The sequence below is a fragment of the Halomonas aestuarii genome, assembly GCF_001886615.1.
Classification (GTDB): domain Bacteria; phylum Pseudomonadota; class Gammaproteobacteria; order Pseudomonadales; family Halomonadaceae; genus Halomonas; species Halomonas aestuarii.
Genome location: NZ_CP018139.1, coordinates 1,722,867 through 1,742,309 on the forward strand (window position 1 = coordinate 1,722,867; position 19,443 = coordinate 1,742,309).

18 protein-coding genes are annotated in these 19,443 nt (G+C 66.7%); 9 read left to right on the forward strand and 9 right to left on the reverse strand.

The window, feature by feature from the left end; translation table 11 throughout:
* Nucleotides 1-23 precede the first annotated feature (23 nt).
* The 7 genes from rsmG to argC all read right to left on the reverse strand — a co-directional run bounded on the left by rsmG (nucleotide 24) and on the right by argC (nucleotide 7,177).
* On the reverse strand, nucleotides 24-686 hold the full coding sequence (gene rsmG / locus BOX17_RS07905; RefSeq protein WP_071943361.1) for a 16S rRNA (guanine(527)-N(7))-methyltransferase RsmG: 663 nt from the start codon (nucleotides 684-686) through the stop codon (nucleotides 24-26).
* The gene (mnmG, locus tag BOX17_RS07910) at nucleotides 683-2,587 is read right to left on the reverse strand and encodes a tRNA uridine-5-carboxymethylaminomethyl(34) synthesis enzyme MnmG (protein WP_071943363.1); all 1,905 of its coding nucleotides are present in this window, start codon (nucleotides 2,585-2,587) and stop codon (nucleotides 683-685) included. The genes rsmG and mnmG overlap by 4 nt, the downstream gene beginning before the upstream one ends.
* Before the next feature lie 532 nt (nucleotides 2,588-3,119).
* Complete coding sequence (locus BOX17_RS07915; RefSeq protein WP_071943365.1) at nucleotides 3,120-3,893, reverse strand: amino acid ABC transporter ATP-binding protein; 774 nt, start codon at nucleotides 3,891-3,893, stop codon at nucleotides 3,120-3,122.
* A 12-nt stretch (nucleotides 3,894-3,905) separates the two neighbouring features.
* A complete protein-coding gene (locus tag BOX17_RS07920; protein ID WP_071943367.1) occupies nucleotides 3,906-4,577 on the reverse strand; it encodes an amino acid ABC transporter permease in 672 nt (223 codons plus the stop codon).
* 109 nt (nucleotides 4,578-4,686) lie between these two features.
* Nucleotides 4,687-5,454: a transporter substrate-binding domain-containing protein gene (locus tag BOX17_RS07925; protein WP_071943369.1), complete on the reverse strand. Its 768-nt coding sequence runs from the start codon at nucleotides 5,452-5,454 to the stop codon at nucleotides 4,687-4,689.
* Nucleotides 5,455-5,573: 119 nt separating this feature from the next.
* Nucleotides 5,574-5,927, reverse strand: a complete 354-nt coding sequence (erpA, locus tag BOX17_RS07930) for an iron-sulfur cluster insertion protein ErpA (RefSeq protein ID WP_071943371.1) — start codon at nucleotides 5,925-5,927, stop codon at nucleotides 5,574-5,576.
* Between the two features lie 215 nt (nucleotides 5,928-6,142).
* Nucleotides 6,143-7,177 (reverse strand): N-acetyl-gamma-glutamyl-phosphate reductase, encoded by a 1,035-nt coding sequence (gene argC, locus BOX17_RS07935; RefSeq protein WP_071943373.1) that lies wholly within the window; start codon nucleotides 7,175-7,177, stop codon nucleotides 6,143-6,145.
* Between the two features lie 129 nt (nucleotides 7,178-7,306).
* Between argC and BOX17_RS07940 the strand changes: the two genes are divergently transcribed.
* The 5 genes from BOX17_RS07940 (at nucleotide 7,307) to BOX17_RS07960 (ending at nucleotide 13,125) form a co-directional block, all read left to right on the forward strand.
* Nucleotides 7,307-9,076, forward strand: coding sequence for a chloride channel protein (locus BOX17_RS07940; protein ID WP_071943375.1), 1,770 nt, complete (start codon nucleotides 7,307-7,309; stop codon nucleotides 9,074-9,076).
* A gap of 9 nt (nucleotides 9,077-9,085) precedes the next feature.
* Nucleotides 9,086-9,517, forward strand: a complete 432-nt coding sequence (hemJ, locus tag BOX17_RS07945) for a protoporphyrinogen oxidase HemJ (protein WP_071943377.1) — start codon at nucleotides 9,086-9,088, stop codon at nucleotides 9,515-9,517.
* On the forward strand, nucleotides 9,517-10,374 hold the full coding sequence (gene thiD, locus BOX17_RS07950) for a bifunctional hydroxymethylpyrimidine kinase/phosphomethylpyrimidine kinase (RefSeq protein WP_071943379.1): 858 nt from the start codon (nucleotides 9,517-9,519) through the stop codon (nucleotides 10,372-10,374). The genes hemJ and thiD overlap by 1 nt, the downstream gene beginning before the upstream one ends.
* 180 nt (nucleotides 10,375-10,554) lie before the next feature.
* Nucleotides 10,555-11,844 carry a glutamate-1-semialdehyde 2,1-aminomutase gene (gene hemL, locus BOX17_RS07955; RefSeq protein ID WP_071943381.1) on the forward strand — a complete coding sequence of 430 codons (1,290 nt, stop codon included), beginning with the start codon at nucleotides 10,555-10,557 and terminating at the stop codon, nucleotides 11,842-11,844.
* A gap of 33 nt (nucleotides 11,845-11,877) precedes the next feature.
* A complete protein-coding gene (locus tag BOX17_RS07960; RefSeq protein WP_071943384.1) occupies nucleotides 11,878-13,125 on the forward strand; it encodes a P-loop nucleotide/nucleoside kinase family protein in 1,248 nt (415 codons plus the stop codon).
* A 9-nt stretch (nucleotides 13,126-13,134) separates the two neighbouring features.
* On the opposite strand, the gene BOX17_RS07965 is transcribed toward BOX17_RS07960, so the two are convergent.
* The gene (locus BOX17_RS07965) at nucleotides 13,135-13,836 is read right to left on the reverse strand and encodes a LuxR C-terminal-related transcriptional regulator (protein ID WP_071943386.1); all 702 of its coding nucleotides are present in this window, start codon (nucleotides 13,834-13,836) and stop codon (nucleotides 13,135-13,137) included.
* A 407-nt stretch (nucleotides 13,837-14,243) separates the two neighbouring features.
* Here BOX17_RS07965 and rdgB point away from each other — a divergent pair, with 407 nt between their 5' ends.
* From rdgB to BOX17_RS07985, 4 genes are all read left to right on the forward strand, one after another.
* Nucleotides 14,244-14,855 (forward strand): RdgB/HAM1 family non-canonical purine NTP pyrophosphatase, encoded by a 612-nt coding sequence (rdgB, locus tag BOX17_RS07970; RefSeq protein WP_071943388.1) that lies wholly within the window; start codon nucleotides 14,244-14,246, stop codon nucleotides 14,853-14,855.
* Nucleotides 14,852-16,048, forward strand: coding sequence for a radical SAM family heme chaperone HemW (hemW, locus tag BOX17_RS07975; RefSeq protein WP_071943390.1), 1,197 nt, complete (start codon nucleotides 14,852-14,854; stop codon nucleotides 16,046-16,048). The genes rdgB and hemW overlap by 4 nt, the downstream gene beginning before the upstream one ends.
* A gap of 36 nt (nucleotides 16,049-16,084) precedes the next feature.
* On the forward strand, nucleotides 16,085-16,768 hold the full coding sequence (locus BOX17_RS07980) for a YiaD family glycine zipper/OmpA-like lipoprotein (protein ID WP_071943392.1): 684 nt from the start codon (nucleotides 16,085-16,087) through the stop codon (nucleotides 16,766-16,768).
* Nucleotides 16,769-16,849: 81 nt separating this feature from the next.
* Nucleotides 16,850-17,698: a 23S rRNA (adenine(2030)-N(6))-methyltransferase RlmJ gene (locus BOX17_RS07985; RefSeq protein WP_071943394.1), complete on the forward strand. Its 849-nt coding sequence runs from the start codon at nucleotides 16,850-16,852 to the stop codon at nucleotides 17,696-17,698.
* Between the two features lie 313 nt (nucleotides 17,699-18,011).
* On the opposite strand, the gene mnmE is transcribed toward BOX17_RS07985, so the two are convergent.
* Entirely contained in the window at nucleotides 18,012-19,382 is a 1,371-nt protein-coding gene (mnmE, locus tag BOX17_RS07990) for a tRNA uridine-5-carboxymethylaminomethyl(34) synthesis GTPase MnmE (protein WP_071943396.1), read from the reverse strand.
* Nucleotides 19,383-19,443 lie beyond the last annotated feature (61 nt).

A 19,443-nucleotide genomic window follows, 5' to 3' on the forward strand; every position in this document is an offset into this window, starting at 1 on the left:
CCCTTGCTGGGGAAACAGACGCCTCAGGTACAGGCCTTGATGGGTTCCCGGTGCCGAAGGACCACGAGCTGACGGCTGCCGGTCTCGAACGGTACCGCGAGGTCGTGACGGGCCACCACGGCGATGTCCTCGGGGAGGCCGGCCAGTTCATCATCCACGGCGGGGCCCTTCATGGCCAGCCACTCGCCTTCCGGTGCCACCAGGCTCGAGGTCAGCGCGACGAAATCGCCCAGGCTCGAGAAGGCCCGCGAGATCACCTGCGGATAGCCCCCCGTCGCCGGGGCGAAGGCCTCGACCCGCGACTGCACCGGCGTGACGTTGGTCAGGCCGAGCTCCATCACGGCCTGGCGCTGGAAGCGCACCTTCTTGCCGTTGCTGTCGAGCAGCGTGACCGCAAGCGTCGGCTTGAGGATCGCCAGGACCAGGCCGGGAAGCCCCGGCCCCGAGCCCACGTCGAGCAGCGTCGGTCCCTTGACGAACGGCAGTACCGCGGCGCTGTCGAGGAGGTGGCGGGTGACCATCTCCTCTGGCGTGCGTATCGCGGTGAGGTTATAGGCGCGGTTCCACTTGTGCAACAGTCCCACCAGCGCCAGCAATCGACGACGCGCCTCGGCGTCCACGGGGATGCCGAGCGCCTCCAGGCCGCGGTCGAGGCGTGCCTCGACGGTGGACTCGACGACCGTCATGCGCTGGCCGTCCGGCTGTCGTCGAGCAGGCGCCGCTTCTTGAGGTGGATCAGCAGGATCGAGACCGCGGCCGGGGTGACGCCGGAGATGCGCGTGGCCTGGGCCAGGGTCTCGGGACGTGACTCCTCGAGCTTCTGGCGGATCTCGTTGGAGAGGCCCTCGACGCGCCCATAGTCCAGGTCGCTCGGCAGCGGGGTGGCCTCGTGACGCTTGAGCTTGTCGATCTCGTTCTGCTGACGATCGATGTATCCCTGGTACTTGGCCTGGATCTGCACCTGGTCGGCCACCGCCTCGTCCTCGACGGCGCTCCCCTCGATGCCGGGCAGGTCGGCGAGATCGCCATAGGTGAGCTCGGGCCGCTTGAGCAGGTCCATCAGGCTGTACTCGCGCGGCAGGGGGCTGCCGGTCCTGGCCTCGACCCGGGCGGCCGCGGGCGTCCCCGGCTGCACCCAGCTGGCCCGCAGACGGGCGCTCTCGCGCTCCACGGCGTCGCGCTTGGTGGCGAAGGCCGACCAGCGGGCGTCGTCCACCAGGCCGAGCTCGCGGCCGGTCTCGGTCAGACGCATGTCGGCGTTGTCCTCGCGCAGCAGCAGGCGATACTCGGCCCGCGAGGTGAACATGCGGTAGGGCTCCTTGGTGCCCAGGGTGATCAGGTCGTCCACCAGCACGCCGAGATAGGCCTCGTCACGACGGGGGGACCAGGCCTCCTGACCGCGGGCCCGACGAGCGGCGTTGAGGCCGGCCAGCAGGCCCTGGGCCCCGGCCTCCTCGTAGCCGGTCGTGCCGTTGATCTGGCCGGCGAAGAACAGGTTGTGGATGAACTTCGTCTCCAGCGAGTGCCTGAGGTCCCGGGGATCGAAGAAATCGTACTCGATGGCATAGCCCGGCCGGGTGATATGGGCGTTCTCGAAGCCCTTGATCGAGCGCACGACCTGCAGCTGCACGTCAAAGGGCAGCGAGGTGGAGATCCCGTTGGGATAGAGCTCGTGGGTATCCAGTCCCTCCGGCTCGACGAACACCTGGTGGCTGGCCTTGTCGGCGAAGCGGTGGACCTTGTCCTCGATGGACGGGCAGTAGCGCGGGCCAACCCCCTCGATCACGCCCGAATACATCGGCGAGCGATCGAGGTTGGCGTGGATGATCTCGTGGGTCCGCTCGTTGGTGTGCGCGATATGGCAACTCACCTGCCGGGGATGCATCTCGCGGCTGCCCAGGTAGGACATCACTGGGGTCGGGGTGTCACCGGGCTGCTCCTCGAGCGCCGCGAGGTCGATGCTGCGGGCATCGAGGCGAGGCGGGGTGCCGGTCTTGAGGCGATCGACCCGGAACGGCAGGGCCCGCAGCCGCTCGGCGAGCCCGTTGGAGGGCGGATCCCCGGCGCGTCCGCCACGGCTGGTGTCGAGGCCGATATGGATCACCCCGCCGAGGAAGGTGCCGGTGCACAAGACCACGGTCTCGCCGAGGAAGCGGATGCCCGTCTCGGTGACCACGCCGCGCACGGTATCGCCATCGACGATCAGATCGCCCGCCGCCTGTTGGAACAGCGTCAGATTGGCCTGGTTTTCCAGCATGCCGCGGATCGCCGCCTTGTAGCGGACCCGGTCGGCCTGAGCCCGTGTGGCACGCACAGCCGGACCCTTGCGGGCGTTGAGCACGCGGAACTGGATGCCACCGAGGTCGGTTGCCAGGCCCATGGCCCCCCCCAGGGCATCGATCTCCTTGACCAGATGGCTCTTGCCGATCCCGCCGATGGCGGGATTGCAGGACATCTGGCCCAGCGTCTCGATGTTGTGGGTCAGCAGCAGGGTCTGGCAGCCCATGCGGGCCGAGGCCAGGGCGGCCTCGGTGCCGGCATGGCCGCCGCCGATGACGATGACGTCAAAGCGGTCGGGATACTCCAAGGGTCACCTCTTGGCGCGGTGCGCCGATGTTGCAGTCAGGGGTGGAAATCAGCGGGCCAGTATAAACCCCCTGTGGGTAATCGTCAGGGTTTTCCACACCGGATTTTCCTTCCCGCTGTCCTTGGTTCCCTACCTAAACAATAAAACAGAATATAAAAGAGAAGTTCTGTTGTGGTTGTAACTACTGGTGTGGACATTTTCGGTGGATAAGGAAATTAACCTTATATCTTTCAGAATCTTGGGTTGTTGATCAATGGAAGGAGAAAGGCGTGACGTCCTGCGGACGAGGTGTCCGGAGGCTGTGGATGGAATGTCGGCTTGTCCACACGTTAAAACGGACACCGCTTTTCCACCGCTCCCTACCTGGCTTGTTACCGCGACTGTGAACAATCGGCCTAAGGACGTCCATCCCCCCGTGTGACGCAGGCTTCAGGCCGATCGGGGCCATGCCGCCGGGAATTCTGTCCACAGGAAAAAAAAGGCCCTGTCGATAACGACAGGGCCTTTTCCGAGCGGAGGAAGGAGGCGGGATTCAGTGCTTGAGGACCCGCGAGAGGAAGCTCTGGGTCCGTTCGTTCTGCGGAGAATCGAAGACCTTCTCGGGCGGGCCCTCCTCGGTGATCTCGCCCTTGTGAATGAAGATCACCCGGTCGGCGACCTCACGGGCGAAGCCCATCTCGTGGGTCACGATGATCATGGTCATGCCCTCCCGGGCCAGCTCGCGCATGGCGTCCAGGACCTCGCCGATCATCTCCGGGTCCAGGGCCGAGGTGGGCTCGTCGAACAGCATCAGACGCGGTTCCATGGCCAGTGCACGCGCCAGGGCCACCCGCTGCTGCTGGCCGCCGGAGAGCTGCCCGGGGTGCTTGGCGGCCTGGTCGCTGATGCCGACCCGCTCGAGCAGCCGTTCGGCGGTCTCGGTCGCATCGTCGCGGCTCCAGCCGCGCACCTTCATCGGGGCGAGGGTCACGTTGTCCAGCACGCTCAGGTGCGGAAAGAGGTTGAACTGCTGGAAAACCATGCCGACCTCGGTGCGGATCTTCTGCAGCGCCGCCGAGGCCTTGCCGTGGGGCACCAGCTGGCTGCCATCGACCTCCAGGTAGCCCTGCTGGAACTCCTCGAGGCCGTTGATGCAGCGGATCAGCGTCGACTTTCCCGAGCCGCTGGCGCCGATGATCACCACCACCTCGCCGGGCGAGACCGTCATTTCGATGTCCTTGAGGACGTGCAGGCTGCCGAAATGCTTGTTGACCTTGTCCATGCGCACGATGGGATCGACGCCGGACGTGGACTTGTCGTCTTTCATGTCGCGTGTTCCTTATTGTCCGACCAGGCCCTTGCGCTCCAGCTGGCGAAGCACGAACGAGAGGGTCAGGGTGATCGCCAGATAGAGCAGGGCGACCATCAGGTAGACCTCCAGGGCGGTGAAGGTGGTGGCGATGTAGACCTGCCCCTGGCGGACCAGCTCACCGACCCCGATCACCGAGAACAGCGAGGTGTCCTTGATGCTGATGATGCCCTGGTTGCCCAGGGACGGGATCATGCGCCGGAAGGCCTGGGGCCAGATGATGTAGCGGAAGGTCTGGCGACCGGACAGACCGAGCGACATGCCCGCCTCGCGCTGTCCGCGTTCGATGGACTGCACGCCGCCGCGCACGATCTCCGAGATGTAGGCGCCGGAGTTGACGGCAATGGCGGCGATGCCGGCCACCAGGGCGTTGATCGGACCGCCCAGCAGCTGCGGCAGGCCATAGAAGATGAACAGGACCTGCACCAGCACCGGGGTGCCGCGGAAGATCTCGATGTAGGCGACGGCGGGCACCCTCAGCCAGGCGGTGCGGCTGATGCGCAGCAGGCCGAAGAGGATGCCGATCAGGAAGCCGATGGCCAGCCCGCCGAAGGAGATCAGCAGGGTGTAGGGAATGCCCTTGAGCAGGAAGGGAATGGAGGCAAAGGCCGCCTGCCAGTCGAATTGGAAGGTGACGTCCACAAGGTTTCTCCGTCAAGACGCGGGGGATGACGACAGGGATGGATGTCGAGGCGCAACGCAACGGGGCCGGGCCACATGACCCGACCCCGTCAGCGGGAGCGGCCGAGCATCATTCGCCGCTGGCGCTACCGAACCACTTGGCGTGGATCTCGTCGTAGGTGCCGTCTGCCTTCATCTCGGCCAGGGCCTCGTTGACGGGCTCGACCCACTCGCTGCCCTTGACGAAGACGATGCCGTACTGCTGACCCTCGTAGAGGTCGCCCACGACCTTGACGCGGCCCTCGCCCTTGGTCTTGGAGAAGTAGCCGACGTTGGGCGCATCGTAGAAGACCGCGTCGACACTGCCGCCGAGCAGGGCCATGTACATGTCGCTGCTGCCCGGGTAGGGGGTGATGTCGGCGCTGTCGCCCAGGTTCTTCTCGAGGAAGTCGTAGCTGGTGGAGCCGACCTTGGTGCCGATCTTCTTGCCGTTCAGGTCCTCGAGCTCCTGGACGCTGTCGTCGTTGGCGCCGATCAGGATGCGCAGGCCGCTGTCGTAGTAGGGATCGGAGAAGTCGACGATCTCGGCGCGCTCGTCCGTGATGGTGATGCCGGCGATGGCGATGTCGACGTTGCCTGTCTGCACGGCGGGGATGATGCCGTTGAAGTCCATCGTGCGCAGGTTGTACTCGAAGCCGGCCCGCTCGGCGAGCTCGCTGATGATGTCCATGTCGAAGCCGACCATCTCGCCGGATTCCTGATCCATCATCTCGAAGGGCACGAAGCTCGGGTCGGTGACGACCTCGAGGACGTGGTCATCGGCGCTGGCCACGCCGGTGAGTCCCAGTCCGAGGGCGACGCTGGCGGCCAGGGTGGCGGTCTTCAGTTGATGTTTCATAGGATTGGATTCCCCGTGGAAGATTTTCTTGTGTTTCACGCCATCAACCATGGCGAGTTCCCGGGAAAGCGTCAAGTGAAGGGCTAGGTCGCCTTTGGCCGCTGAACCAACGCTTGCGGTCAGACCATGAAGGAGGCGCCGCACCCGCAGGTCGTGGTGGCGTTGGGGTTCTGCACCAGGAAGCGGGCCCCGGCCAGGCCTTCCTCGTAGTCGACGGTGGAGCCGACCAGGTACTGGTAGGAGAGTGGGTCCACCACCAGGGCCACCGAGCCGAACTCGACGAGGGTATCGTCCTCGGCGGTCTCCTCGGCGAAGTCGAAGCCGTACTGGAAGCCCGAGCAGCCCCCGCCGGTGACGTAGACCCGAAGCTTGAGCCGGGGGTTGCCCTGTTCCTCGATGAGCGCCGCGAGGCGGGCACGGGCGCCGTCGGAGAGCATCAAGGGGGTGGGAACGAAGGATTCGGCACCGCTCATGGGTGACCTCCCCTGGATCGATGAATGTCTGGCCAATGGGCGATTATCCACAATCCCCAGCAAAAGGGTCAACTTTTGCGGGGGCAGGGCGAGGAAACTCGGGCACAAGACTTCGCAAGGGCGCTGTGAATACTTCCCTGTACGCTACTTTTTCCTTCCCTGGAAAAAGACCCTTGCTGCGCCTTGCCCCCTTGATGGCCCATGGGGAGTGGCCGTCAGGGCATGATGGCCGGGGCGTCGAGGCCGGCGGTCTCGTCGAGGCCGAACATCAGGTTGAGGTTGTGCACGGCCTGGCCCGAGGCCCCCTTGACCAGGTTGTCGATCACCGCGAGCACGACCACGGTGTCGCCGTCCCCGGGACGGTGCACCGCCAGCCGGCAGAGGTTCGCGCCCTTGACGCTGCGCGTCTCGGGGTGGCTGCCCGCGGGCATCACGTCGACGAAGGGCTCGGCGGCGAAGCGGCGCTCGAAGAGGGCCTGGAGGTCGCCGGCATCCCCCGTCAGCCGTCCGTACAGGGTGGCGTGGATGCCGCGGATCATCGGCGTCAGGTGGGGCACGAAGGTCAACCCCACGGGAGATCCGGCGGCATCGCCGAGCCCCTGGCGGATCTCCGGCAGGTGACGGTGGCCCGAGGCGCCATATGCCTTCATGGACTCGCTGGCCTCCGCCAGCAGCGAGGGGACCTTGGCACCGCGCCCGGCGCCGGTGACGCCGGACTTGCAGTCGGCGATGAGCTGGTCGGCATCGATCAGGCCCGCCTCCAGCAGCGGCAGCAGCCCGAGTTGCACGGCGGTGGGATAGCAGCCGGGCACCGCGATCAGCCGGGCGTGGCGGATGCGTTCGCGATTGACCTCCGGCAGGCCGTAGACCGCCTCGTCGAGCAGCGCGGGGGCCCCGTGGGGCTGTCCGTACCACTGCGCCCACTCATCGGGGTCGCGCAGCCGGAAGTCGGCCGAGAGGTCGATGACCCGGGTGCCCCGCTCCAGCAGTTCGCCGGCCAGGGCGTGGGCCACGCCGTGGGGAGTGGCGAAGAAGACGGCGTCACAGCGCGACAGCCGGTCGGCATCGGGTTCGCTGAAGGCCAGGTCGTCGTAGTGGCCGCGCAGGTTGGGGTACAGCTCGCTGACGGCCATGCCTGCCTCGGAGCGGGAGGTGATGGCCTCCACCTCCACGTCCGGGTGACGGGCCAGCAGCCTGAGCAGTTCGACGCCGGTATATCCGGTGCCGCCGACGATTCCGACCTTGATCACGATGGCCTCCTGGGAACTTGACTGGGAAGTGAGGCGTTGGGACCTCTCTTGCCGGATATGATACACAAGAGGGGCAAGGCCTACCCAGCCGGGTGGGCCCCGATGCTCTGGTCGAACAGGAACGTCGCCGTGCCGCGCTTCTCGCTTCCCGACTTCAGCCTGGATAGCTTCCGTCGCCAGCTGGCCAATGTGGATGCCCTGCCCCAGCTGTGTGTGCTGGGCGTGGTGTCGGGGCTGATCACCGGCGGGCTGATGGTGACGTTTCGCCTGCTGCTCGCCCTCGGTGCCCTGGTCTTCATGCCCGACGGGAACCCCGAGGCCTTCGAGCAGCTCCCTCCCTGGGGACGCGCCCTGCTGCCGCTGCTGGCGGTGACCCTGATCGGCCTGTGGCTGTGGCGCCAGCCTCCTGCCAGCCGCAAGATCGGCGTGACCCACGTGATCGAGCGACTGACCTACCACCAGGGGCGCTTCCCGATGCGCAACTGGCTGACCCAGTGGTGGGTCGGACTGATCTCGGTGCTGGGCGGGCTCTCCGCCGGCCGCGAGGGACCGGCCATCCACCTCGGTGCCGCAGCCGTCAGCGGCCTCGGCCAGAAGCTCAAGCTTCCCCATAACAGCCTGCGGGTGCTGGTGGCCTGCGGCACCGCGGCCGCCATCTCGGCATCCTTTCATACCCCGGTTGCAGGGGTCATCTTCGCCATGGAAGTGGTGATGATGGAGTACACCATCGTCGGCTTCATGCCGGTGATCCTGGCCTCCACCATGGGCGCGGTGGTGGCCCAGCTGGTGTTCGGCACCGAGCGGGCCTTCCAGGCCTCCGACGTGGCGCTGGGCTCGCTGGTCAACCTGCCCTGGCTCGTGGTCAGCGCGCTGGTGATCGGACTGCTGGCCGGGCTCTTCGTGAGGGTGGCCCGCTTCGGGCCTCGCCTCGAACGCGTGCCCTGGGGCGTGCGCTTCGCCCTGGTGGGGGTCGTGGTGGGGGCCGTGGCCTGGTGGTACCCCCAGATACAGGGCATGGGCTACGATACCCTGGCGTTGACCCTGTCGGGGGGCCTGCCGCTGGACGTGCTGCTGGCGGTGGCCATCGGCAAGCTGCTGCTCACCGCCGGGGCCGTGGCCTGCGGCATCCCCGTGAGCATCATCGGGCCGGTGCTGGTGGCGGGGGCCGCCACCGGCACCCTGCTGGGCCTGCTTGGTGCCCACCTGATGCCGAGCCTGGCCGCCGGTCCCGAGGTCTACGGCATGCTCGGCATGGCGGCCATGATGGGGGCGGTGCTCCAGGCTCCCCTCGCCGCGCTGATGGCGCTGCTCGAGCTGACCAACAACCCCAACATCATCCTGCCGGGCATGCTGGCGGTGGTGGTGGCGGGACTGACCTCCCGCCAGCTGTGTCGTTGCGACGGCTTCTTCATCAGTGTCACCCGGCATGGCCTGCATCCGCTCCAGCAGCCGCTGATGCAGGCGCTGTCCCGGGTGTCGGTGCCGGCGGTCATGGAGCGCAATCTGGTGCGCACCTCGCGCATGGTGACCCGTGACCAGGCCAGCGCCCTGCTCGAGTCGAATCCCGCCTGGGTGCTGATCGAGCGCTCCGTCGCCGACAAGCCGCTGCTGGCGCTCAAGGCGGCCGACCTGGCACGCTGGCTGCTGGAGCATGATGAGGCGGATGCCGACGACAGCGCGTTGCTCGACCTGGTGGAGATCCCCGGCCAGCGCCTGGACATGGCGCCGATCCACCTGCAGGCGACGCTCACCGAGGCCTTCGATCGGCTCAACGACAAGGCGGTGGACGCCCTCTACGTGGAACACGGCCATCGGCCGAAGAACAAGCGGATTTCCGGTATCATCACCCGCGACGCCATCGAGCGTCACTACCGCTTTTCCGATTCACCCCACGGCTGAGGAGTCGTCATGTACCTGTGGATGAAGGCCCTGCACCTGGTGGCCATGGTGACCTGGTTCGCTGCCCTCTTCTATCTGCCGCGTCTCTATGTCTACCACGCCATGGCCCGTGACCGCGGCGAGCAGCAGGCGATCGACCACTTCCTCGTCATGGAGCGCAAGCTCTATCGCGGGATCATGACCCCGTCGATGATCGCCGTGCTGGTTTTCGGGGGTGCCATGCTGGTGCTCAATCCGGCCTGGCTCGCTCAGGGCTGGATCCATGCCAAGCTGGTGCTGGTGCTGCTGCTGGTGGGCTATCACCATGCCTGCCTGATCTATCTGAAGCAGTTCGCCGAGTCGCGCTGCCGACGGGGCCACGTCTTCTTCCGCTGGTTCAACGAGCTGCCGGTGATCGCCCTGCTGCTGATCATCTTCCTGGCCGTGCTGAAACCCTTCTGATGGCCGATACCGATGAACTGAGTCCCCACCTGCCAACGGTTCTGGTGCTGGCCGGGCATGATCCCACGGGAGGGGCCGGCCTGGTCGCCGACAGCGAGGCGGTGGCCGCCTGCGGTGGCTGGGCGTTGACCCTTCCCACGGCACTGACGGTGCAGAACTGTCGTGACGTGAGCGCGGTGCGCCCCGTCCCTGCCGATGACCTGCGTGCCATGGCGGCGGCCCTCGATGAGGTCGAGATCGCCGCCATCAAGATCGGGTTGATCCCCGATGGCGACGTGCTCGACGCCGTGGTGGACATCCTGCGTCGGCGCCCGGGCGTGCCGGTGGTGATGGATCCGGTGCTCCAGGCCGGTGGCGGCAGCGAGTTGTCCACAATCGAGCTGATCGATGGGATCCGCCATCATCTGCTTCCCCGTGTGGATATCCTGACGCCCAATCGTCGGGAGCTGGCAAGGCTGGCCGGGCCCGGCTGCGACGACGATACCGAGCGGGCGGTGACGCTGATGTCCCTGGGCTGCCAGGCGCTGCTGGTCACCGGCACCGACCATCCCGCGGCGCGGGTGCCGGCCGATCGCGTGGAGCACACCCTGCATGCCCCGGACACCAGCCGTCAGTGGACCTGGCCACGCCTCGAGGGTGTCTTCCATGGCTCGGGCTGCACCCTGGCAAGCGCCCTGGCATCGCGCCTGGCCGCGGGGGAGTCGCTGGTCGCGGCCTGCGAACAGGCCCAGGCCTTCACCTGGCAGGCGCTGGCCCACGGCTGGCAACCCGGGCAGGACCAGCGGCTTCCGCGTCGCCTCTGGCAGCTGCCGGCGCTGCCTGCCTTTCTTGTTTCCGACGTCGCGACAGGGCGGTGATGCCGGGACGGGCTGGTCATCGCTTCCCCGGCAGACGAGAATAGGGGCGAATCCGGCAGCCTGGCGGTCGCCTGTCGTTCGACGACGTTCACCGTTTCTTCACTGCCAGCCAAAAGGTTATCCAGAGAATTATCCACAGCCTGCCCGGAGGGGCAGGCATCAACAGGGCAAGAGGTTGACATGACCACATCCGCACAGCTCTTCGAACAGGCCTGCCGCCATATCCCGGGTGGAGTCAACTCGCCGGTTCGTGCCTTCAAGGGAATGGATCGTCCCCCGGTGTTCATGGAGCGTGCCAAGGGCCCCTATCTGTTCGATGTGGAAGGCAAGCGCTATGTCGATTACGTCGGCTCCTGGGGCCCCATGATCACCGGGCACGCCGACCCCGAGGTGCTGGGCGCGGTCCGCGAGCGACTCGATGCCGGCCTCTCCTTCGGCACGCCCACGGCCATCGAGACCACCATGGCCGACCTGATCTGCGAGATGATCCCCTCCATCGAGATGGTGCGCATGGTCAACTCCGGGACCGAGGCCACCATGTCGGCGGTCCGCCTGGCCCGGGGCTTCACCGGCCGCGACAAGATCGTCAAGTTCGAGGGCAACTACCACGGCCATACCGACTCGCTGCTGGTCAAGGCCGGCTCCGGGGCCCTGACCCACGGCGAGCCGAGCTCTCCCGGGGTGCCGGCCTCACTGGCCGAGCACACCGTGACGCTCTCCTACAACGATCCCGACGCCGTGGAGCAGTGCTTCGAGGAGATCGGCAGCGAGGTGGCCTGCATCATCGTCGAGCCGGTGGCCGGCAACATGAACTGCATCCCGCCCCAGCCGGGCTTCCTGGAGACCCTGCGCAAGGTCTGTGACCGGTTCGGCAGCCTGCTGATCTTCGATGAGGTGATGACCGGCTTCCGGGTCGCGTTGGGGGGCGCCCAGGCCCACTATGGCATCGAGCCGGACCTGACCTGCCTGGGCAAGATCGTCGGCGGCGGCATGCCGGTGGGCGCCTTCGGCGGGCGTCGCGAGATCATGGAGGTCGTCTCGCCGCTGGGCCCGGTCTATCAGGCCGGCACCCTCTCGGGCAATCCACTGGCCATGACGGCGGGCATCACCCTGCTCAACAAGTTGCGCCAGCCGGGCTTCCATGATGCCCTGGCACAGCGGGTCGAGACCCTCTGCCACGGGCTCCAGGAGCGCGCCGATGCCGCGGGTATCGACATGATCACCCAGCGTGCCGGGGGCATGTTCGGGATCTTCTTCACCGGCCAGAGCCGAGTCGACAACTTTGCCCAGGCCACCGCCTGCGACGGGGACGCCTTCCGCCGCTTCTTCTCGGCGATGCTCGACGAGGGGGTCTATCTGGCGCCGTCGGCCTTCGAGGCCGGCTTCATGTCCAGCGCCCATGCCCCGGAAGACATCCAGCTGACCCTGGATGGTGCCGAGAAAGCGTTCGTGGCGATGCAGCACGCCTGACCTCCCCATCCTCCACCACCCGGGAGACCCGAGATGAGCCAGAGACATGCGGAACACGAGGCCTCCTGCGAGGATGCCCTGCAACTGGAGGAGCTGGTCGACCGACTGGTGACCTTCCACGGCGAGGCCATCTGCGTGTCCTCTCGTGAGGACGTCGGCGTGGAGGTCTTCCGGGAAAGGATCGACGGGGAGGTGGCGGCGCTTGAGCCGTTGCTCACCGGAGAGGAAGACCGGCATCGGCTGTCCTCCCTTCGGCAGTGGCTCGATCAGGATATCCAGCGGCTGGCACCGGTCTTCCGGCAGCGTCGGGATCGACTGCTGTCGGCCAGCTGGGCGTCCGAGCATCCCCACAGCCGCCTGTGCGATCAGGGCCGCGTGTTGCTGTCCAATGCCATCGGCCGTGACCTCAAGGGGCCGGGGGGGCATGGCGTCCTCGATCCCGGCAATGATCTGGCCTCACTGCTGGTCGGGCTGGATTCGCGGGGCGAGACCGGCCTGGCCCGCCAGGCGCTTGATCGCTATCTCCGCCTGTCCGGTGACTACGCAATGGCCCGGCTGCTCTCGGTCTTTCGTGTGGTCGAGGCCCTGGAGGGCGCGCGCCGGGCCCTGGCCCGCCGTCTTGCGGCAGGCGAGGATGCGGAACGTCCGGCGCTGCTGGCCGAGACCATGCGGGCGTGCCATGAGCATCTGGCGCTTGCCGAGGCCTATGCCGAGTTCCGCTTTCCCCCGCTGGTGATCGGCATCGGCGTCTCGGGCAGCGGCAAGAGCCGTTTCACGCGGACCCTGGTCGGCAGACTGGGGGCCGTGCGGGTCTGCTCCGACGTGGAGCGGCGGCGGCTGCATGGACTCGATCCACAGGACCTGTCGACGCGACCGGCTGTGGATATCTTTACCCAGGATGCCACCGACCGTACCTACCATCGGCTGGCCGAATGTGCCGGCACCTTGCTGGAGGCCGGGTTTCCTGCCTGTGTCGACGGGACCTTCCTGAGGCGGTCACAGCGCGACCTGCTGCGCCAACAGGCCGAGGCCCGTGGCCTGCCGGTGCTGCTGATCAGTTTCGAGGCCGACGACGACACGCTGCGCCGACGCATCGAGAAGCGGGCGGGCCGGCAGGGGGTCGAGCCCCGGGAAAGCCTGGGGATCCTGGCGCGCCAGCAAGCCGATTTCGAGGCACTTGGTGACGAGGAGCGTCTGCACCTGCTGCACCTCGATACCACCGCGGACAATGCCGCCGAGACCTTGGCGGGCCTCATCCAGGAGCATGTGCGATTGACCTGACGAGACCGCTCAGGAGTGATTCGGGATGGGGTGTTGCGAGGGCTCCCGCTGGCGTCGCCCGACCAGCGGTGGCGGGGCGCCGAGATTCTGGCGGGCCCAGTTCACCGCCTGCAGGCGGTTGTGTACCTTGATCTTGCGGAAGATGTTGTAGAGGTGGGACTTGACGGTGTGTTCGCTGACGAACAGCTGGTCGGCGATCTCGATGTTCGAGGCCCCCGTGCCCAGCATGGCGATGATCTCCAGTTCCCGGTGCGTCAGGCCGCAGACCGGCCGGTAGGAGTTGAGCTGCTGGCGACGGAAGAACTGGATCATCCGGGTCATCAGCGAGCGAGACATCCACAGGTTACCTTCCAGCAGGATGCTCAGCCCCTTGCAGATCATCTCCAGCGAGTCGCTGCGATAGAAGACCCCCTGCAGGTTCATGGCCGACAGGACCTCGACGGCATGTTCCTCGTCCCGCAGGTTGAAGGCCGCCAGGGACATGTCGTTGGCCTCGGCCGCCTTGACATGCCACTGCTGCATGGTGGCCTCGTCGATGTGATCCGCATCGAGCAGGACCACGGTCGTCTCGGAATCCTTGCCCTTCCACTCCGTGGTCGGCGCAACGACTGAGACCTGGCAGTCGAGCTGCTGGTGAAGATAGTCGATGAAAAGTTGCGACTGCGGGTTACTGGCAGTCACCAGCAATACCAGGCTCTGTCCCTTATCCATGATCTCGATCCCCTGCAGAAGTGCTTGCCACGAATGTTCTGGTGAGGCAATCAGACGAATGTGGCATGCTCGCCACTCTGGTTCTCAGTCTTGGACATAATGTAAGTTTTAGTTACTAGCTTTTGGCTATTTCATTATCTCTTTTTATATTCTTTTTCGTGATGCCGTCGGGTCATTGTTGGCAATCAAAGGCTTGGCTCTGGAAAATGCCTCGACGCTGCGGCCTTCTGGAATGCCTTTCAAGGAAAATCAGCCTGAGACTTGTAGCGCCTTAATCGAGTTTTTAATGCATATTAATGATTTTTTTCATACTTAAGAATGTCACACGATCAGATCATGACCCGGTCGTTTCCCTGGCGGGATCGGGCTCGTAGAATGGGCACCCCCGTCGTCGTGGAGAATCAACAATGACCCCAGCCCTGCTGGTCCTGGCCAGTGGCAATGCCGGCAAGCTTCGCGAGTTTCACCAGCTGCTCGCTCCCCTGGGCATCGAGGTGCGCGCCCAGGCCGACTTCGCGGTGGCCGATGTCGAGGAGACCGGCCTGACCTTCGTCGAGAACGCCCTGCTCAAGGCCCGGGAGGCCAGTCGCCTCAGCGGCTTGCCTGCCCTGGCCGATGATTCGGGGCTGGAGGTGGATGCCCTGGAGGGGGCTCCCGGCATCCATTCGGCCCGCTATGCCGGCGAGCCCAGGAGCGATGCCCGCAACAACGCCCGGCTGCTCGATGCCCTGGCCGAGGTGCCGGAGGGACGCCGGAGCGCACGGTACTGGTGCGTGCTGGTCCTGCTCCGGCATGCCGAGGACCCCGTCCCGTTGATCGTCCAGCGCAGCTGGGAGGGCGAGATCCTGCAGGCGCCTCGCGGCGACGGCGGATTCGGCTACGATCCGCTGTTCTGGATACCCGAGCAACAGGCCACGGCCGCCGAGCTCAGTGCCGAGCAGAAGAACCGGCTCAGCCACCGGGGCCGGGCCCTGCAGGCGCTGGTCGCCGCCATGGGCCCGGGGCCCGGCCGGCCATGAGCGGATCCCTCCCCGCCTCGTCCGGCCTGCCGCCCCTGTCGCTCTACGTGCATGTGCCATGGTGCGTTCGCAAGTGCCCCTACTGCGACTTCAACTCCCATGGCGTCGGGCGCGGTGCCGACCTCCCCGAGGCCGCCTATCTCGAGGCCCTGGTGGCCGACCTCGAGGCCGACCTGCCGCTCGCCGCTGGGCGTGAGCTGGTCAGCGTCTTCATCGGCGGCGGCACCCCGAGCCTGATGTCGGCCGGCTTCTACGAGCGCCTGCTCCAGGCCGTGGCCAGCCGGCTGCCGATGGCCCGGGATATCGAGATCACCCTGGAGGCCAATCCCGGCACCCTGGAGCGGGGGCGTTTCGCCGGCTATCGGGCGGCGGGGATCAACCGGCTCTCGCTGGGGGTGCAGAGCTTCCAGGATGCACAGCTGTCATCCCTGGGACGCATCCACGGCGGAGACGATGCCCTGGCCGCCGTCGACGAGGCGCGTCGGGCCGGCTTCGACAACCTCAACCTCGACCTGATGCACGGGCTGCCCGGTCAGACACCGGCCCTGGCGCTGGCGGATCTGGACCAGGCCCTGGCCCTCTCCCCCGAACATCTCTCGTGGTACCAGCTGACCCTGGAACCCAACACCGAATTCCACTCCTTCCCTCCCGCCCTTCCGGAGGAGGAGGTGCTGTGGGATATCCAGGACGCCGGACATGAGCGCCTCGAGGCCGCCGGTCTCGAACGCTACGAGATATCCGCCTATGCCCGTCCCGGCCTGTCGTCACGCCACAACCTCAACTACTGGCGCTTCGGCGACTACCTGGGCATCGGGGCCGGTGCCCACGGCAAGCTCAGCGTGCCGGGCATCGAGGGCCTGGCGATCGAACGTCGCTGGAAATCACGGCTGCCCGAGGCCTACCTCCGACGGGCCAACGATCCCCGTGGCTTCGTTGCCGATCGTGCCGGCATCGAGCGGCGGGAACTGCCGCTCGAGTTCGCCATGAATGCCCTGCGCCTTGTCGAGGGGGTGCCCCTCTCGACATGGCAGGCCCACACGGGGCGCGACCCACGGGTACTGCTGTCGAGGCTGGTACCGGCTCGGGAAAAAGGACTTCTTGTGGAAGATGCCGACTGGCTTAGGGCATCACCTCAAGGTCTACTATTCTTGAACGAGTTGCTGGCAATGATCGACGATGTCGAGCCAGTGTAAGGATGATACTTGCCAACCCAAGGAGTAGAGCACGCGATGAGAAGATCAATTCGACTGGTTGCCCCGCTGGCCGCCGCCGCGCTGCTGGTGGGCTGTACCACCACCGATCCCTATAGCGGTGAGACACAGCGTAGCCAGACCGGGACGGGTGCCGCCATCGGCGCGGCCATCGGGGCCGCTGCCGGTGCACTCAGTGGTGACGGCAGCACCAGCCGGCGCGATCGCGCCCTGATCGGTGCCGCCGTGGGGGCGGCAGCCGGGGGTGGCATCGGCGCCTACATGGACAAGCAGGAAGAGCAGCTCCGCCAGGACATGCAGGGCACGGGGATCGGCGTGGATCGTCGTGGTGACGACATCGTGCTCAACATGCCGAGCCAGGTGACCTTCGGCTTCGATTCCAGCGACCTGACCATGAGTGCAAGCAATGCGCTCAACAATGTGGCCTCCGTGCTCCAGCAGTATCCGGACACGCGGGTGAACATTGCCGGTCACACCGACAGTACCGGCGACGCCGGCTACAACCAGCGGCTCTCCGAGCGGCGGGCCAATGCGGTAGGCAACTACCTGGCCCGGTCCGGCGTCTCGAGCGGTCGCCTCTACATGACCGGCTATGGCGAGAACCAGCCCATCGCCAGCAACGAGTCCGAGCAGGGACGTGCCCAGAACCGGCGTGTGGAGATCACCCTGACGCCGATCCAGGAGCGCTTCCAGCAGCAGTAACCCCTGGCGCCATGCCACCCGGGCCCGCCACTGTCCAAGTGGCGGGCCCTTTTTGTCTTGCCGACTCACGGATCCCCTTCCATGCTTTCCTATCAGCATGCCTACCATGCGGGCAATTTCGCCGACGTTCACAAGCATCTGACGCTTTTTGCCGTCATCGACCATCTGTTACGTAAGAAATCATCTGTTACGTATATGGACACCCATGCCGGTCGTGGCCTCTACCCCCTGGCGGCCGAGGAGACGTCGAGGCTGCAGGAGTACCGCGAAGGGGTCGCCCGGCTGTGGCAGGCCCGTGAGCGCCTGGGCGATGAGCCGCTGCTCGGCGACTGGCTGTCCGCTCTGGGGCGCGTCCAGTCCCGGGGAAGCGGGCTCGACCAGTACCCCGGTTCCCCCTGGTGGCTGTCGGACCGGTTGCGTCCGCAGGATCGGCTGATGCTCTTCGAACTCCATCCCGGCGAGCATGGCCATCTGGCCCGTCAGGCGCTGCCGGATAACGTGGAGCGCATCCATGGGGATGGGCTCCAGGGGCTGGTGAAGCGACTGCCGGTGCCCACGCCGCGTCTCTGCGTGCTGGTCGATCCCAGCTACGAGCGTAAGGCGGAGTACGTCGAGGTGGCCGAGGCCGTGCTCCAGGCCATGCGCAAGGCGCGCCACGCCGTGATGCTCGTCTGGTACCCCCTGTTGCCGGCGGGTCGCCATCTCGAGCTGCTGGAAGGGCTGCGGGAAGGGGGACTGCGCAAGATCTGGCGCAGCGAGCTGAGGCAGCGAGAGCCTGGGGGGGGCGAGCGCGGCATGTTCGGCAGTGGCATGCTGGTGATCAATCCGCCCTGGGGGCTCGATGAGCGCCTGGGGACCGCCATGGAGAGGATCCTGCCGATGTGGGGCGAGACCAGTCGCCACCGCGGCGACTGGTGGGTGGGCGAGTAGGGGGGCTGCCTGGCGGCCAATGCGGACGCTGCCGAGGATCCCGCACGGCGGCCATCGGGTGAGCCGGCGCTTCAGCGCCGACGGCTGGGGTGCCCTGACCGGGCAATGACGTTACTTGCCGATGCAGAAACTGCCAAAGATCTCCCCGGCAGCCATCGTGTGAGCCGGCGCTTCAGCGCCGACGGCTGGGGCGCTTAGTCCGGGCAATCGCGTTACTTGCCGATGCAGAAACTGCCGAAGATCTCCCCGGCAGCCATCGTGTGAGCCGGCGCTTCAGCGCCGACGGCTGGGGCGCCCAGTCCCAGCAATCGCGTTACTTGCCGATGCAGAAACTGCCGAAGATCTCGCCCAGCAGGTCGTCCGCGCTGAACTCGCCGGTGATCTCGCCGAGGGCCTGCTGGGCATCGCGCAGGTCCTCGGCCAGCAGCTCACCGGCACCGTGGCCGGCCAGCTGTGCCTCGCCGTTGCGCAGGGCGCTGTCGGCCCGGTCCAGCGCATCGAGATGGCGCCGACGGGCCGAGAAGCGGCCCTCGGTGGTGGCCGCGAAGCCCATCACCGACTTGAGGTGCTCCTTCAGGCTGTCGACTCCCGCGCCGCTCTTCGCCGACAGTCGGATCACCGGCCTCTCTGTGGAGGTGTCGAGGCCGGGGGATTCGTGGCTGGCGTCGATCTTGTTGCGCACCAGGGTCAGCCGCGAGGGATCCTGAAGGCGAGCGACGAACTCCGGCCAGATGGCCATGGGATCGATGGCGTCGGTGGTGGCGGCATCCACCATCAGCAGCACCCGGTCGGCCTTCTCGATCTCCTCCCAGGCACGCGCCACGCCGATCTTCTCCACGGCATCCGGGGTGTCGCGCAGGCCGGCGGTATCGATCACGTGAAGCGGCATGCCGTCCAGGTGGATGTGCTCGCGCAGCACGTCCCGGGTGGTGCCCTCGATGTCGGTGACGATGGCGGTGTCCTGTTCCGTCAGCGCGTTGAGCAGGCTCGACTTGCCGGCGTTGGGTCGCCCGGCGATCACCACGCTCATCCCTTCCCGCATCAGGGCGCCCTGGCCGGCGGCGGCCCGCACCTCGGCAAGGTCGCTCTGGATACCGGCCAGCTTGCCGGCCACGTGCCCGTCGGCGAGAAAGTCGATTTCCTCCTCGGGGAAGTCGATGGCCGCCTCCACGTACATGCGCAGCTCGATCAGCCGCTGGACCAGCGTCTCCACCCGGCGAGAGAACTCGCCCTGGAGGGAGCGCAGCGCGTTCTCGGCGGCGCCCCGGGAGCTGGCCTCGATCAGGTCGGCGATGGCCTCGGCCTGGGCCAGGTCCAGCTTGTCGTTGAGGAAGGCCCGCTCCGAGAACTCGCCGGGACGCGCGAGCCGGGCGCCGAGCTGCACGCACCGCTCGAGCAGCAGGTCCATGATCACCGGCCCCCCATGCCCCTGCAGTTCCAGCACGTCCTCTCCGGTGAAGGAGTGGGGGCCAGTGAAGAACAGCGCGATGCCCTCGTCGATGACCTCCCGTGCGCCCCGGAAGGGGCCGTAATGGGCCTGGCGAGGGGCAGGGCAGTGGCCGAGCACGGCCTCGGCGATCGTCTCGCACGCGGGCCCGGAGACGCGGATGATCCCCACGCCGCCGCGACCCGGCGGGGTGGCCAGGGCGGTGATGGTGTCCTGATCATGGAGGCTGGCAGTCATGGACGGATCCTGTGCTCGACGGTTTGGTGGAACGGGGACATTGTCCGGGGCGGGGGGCCTG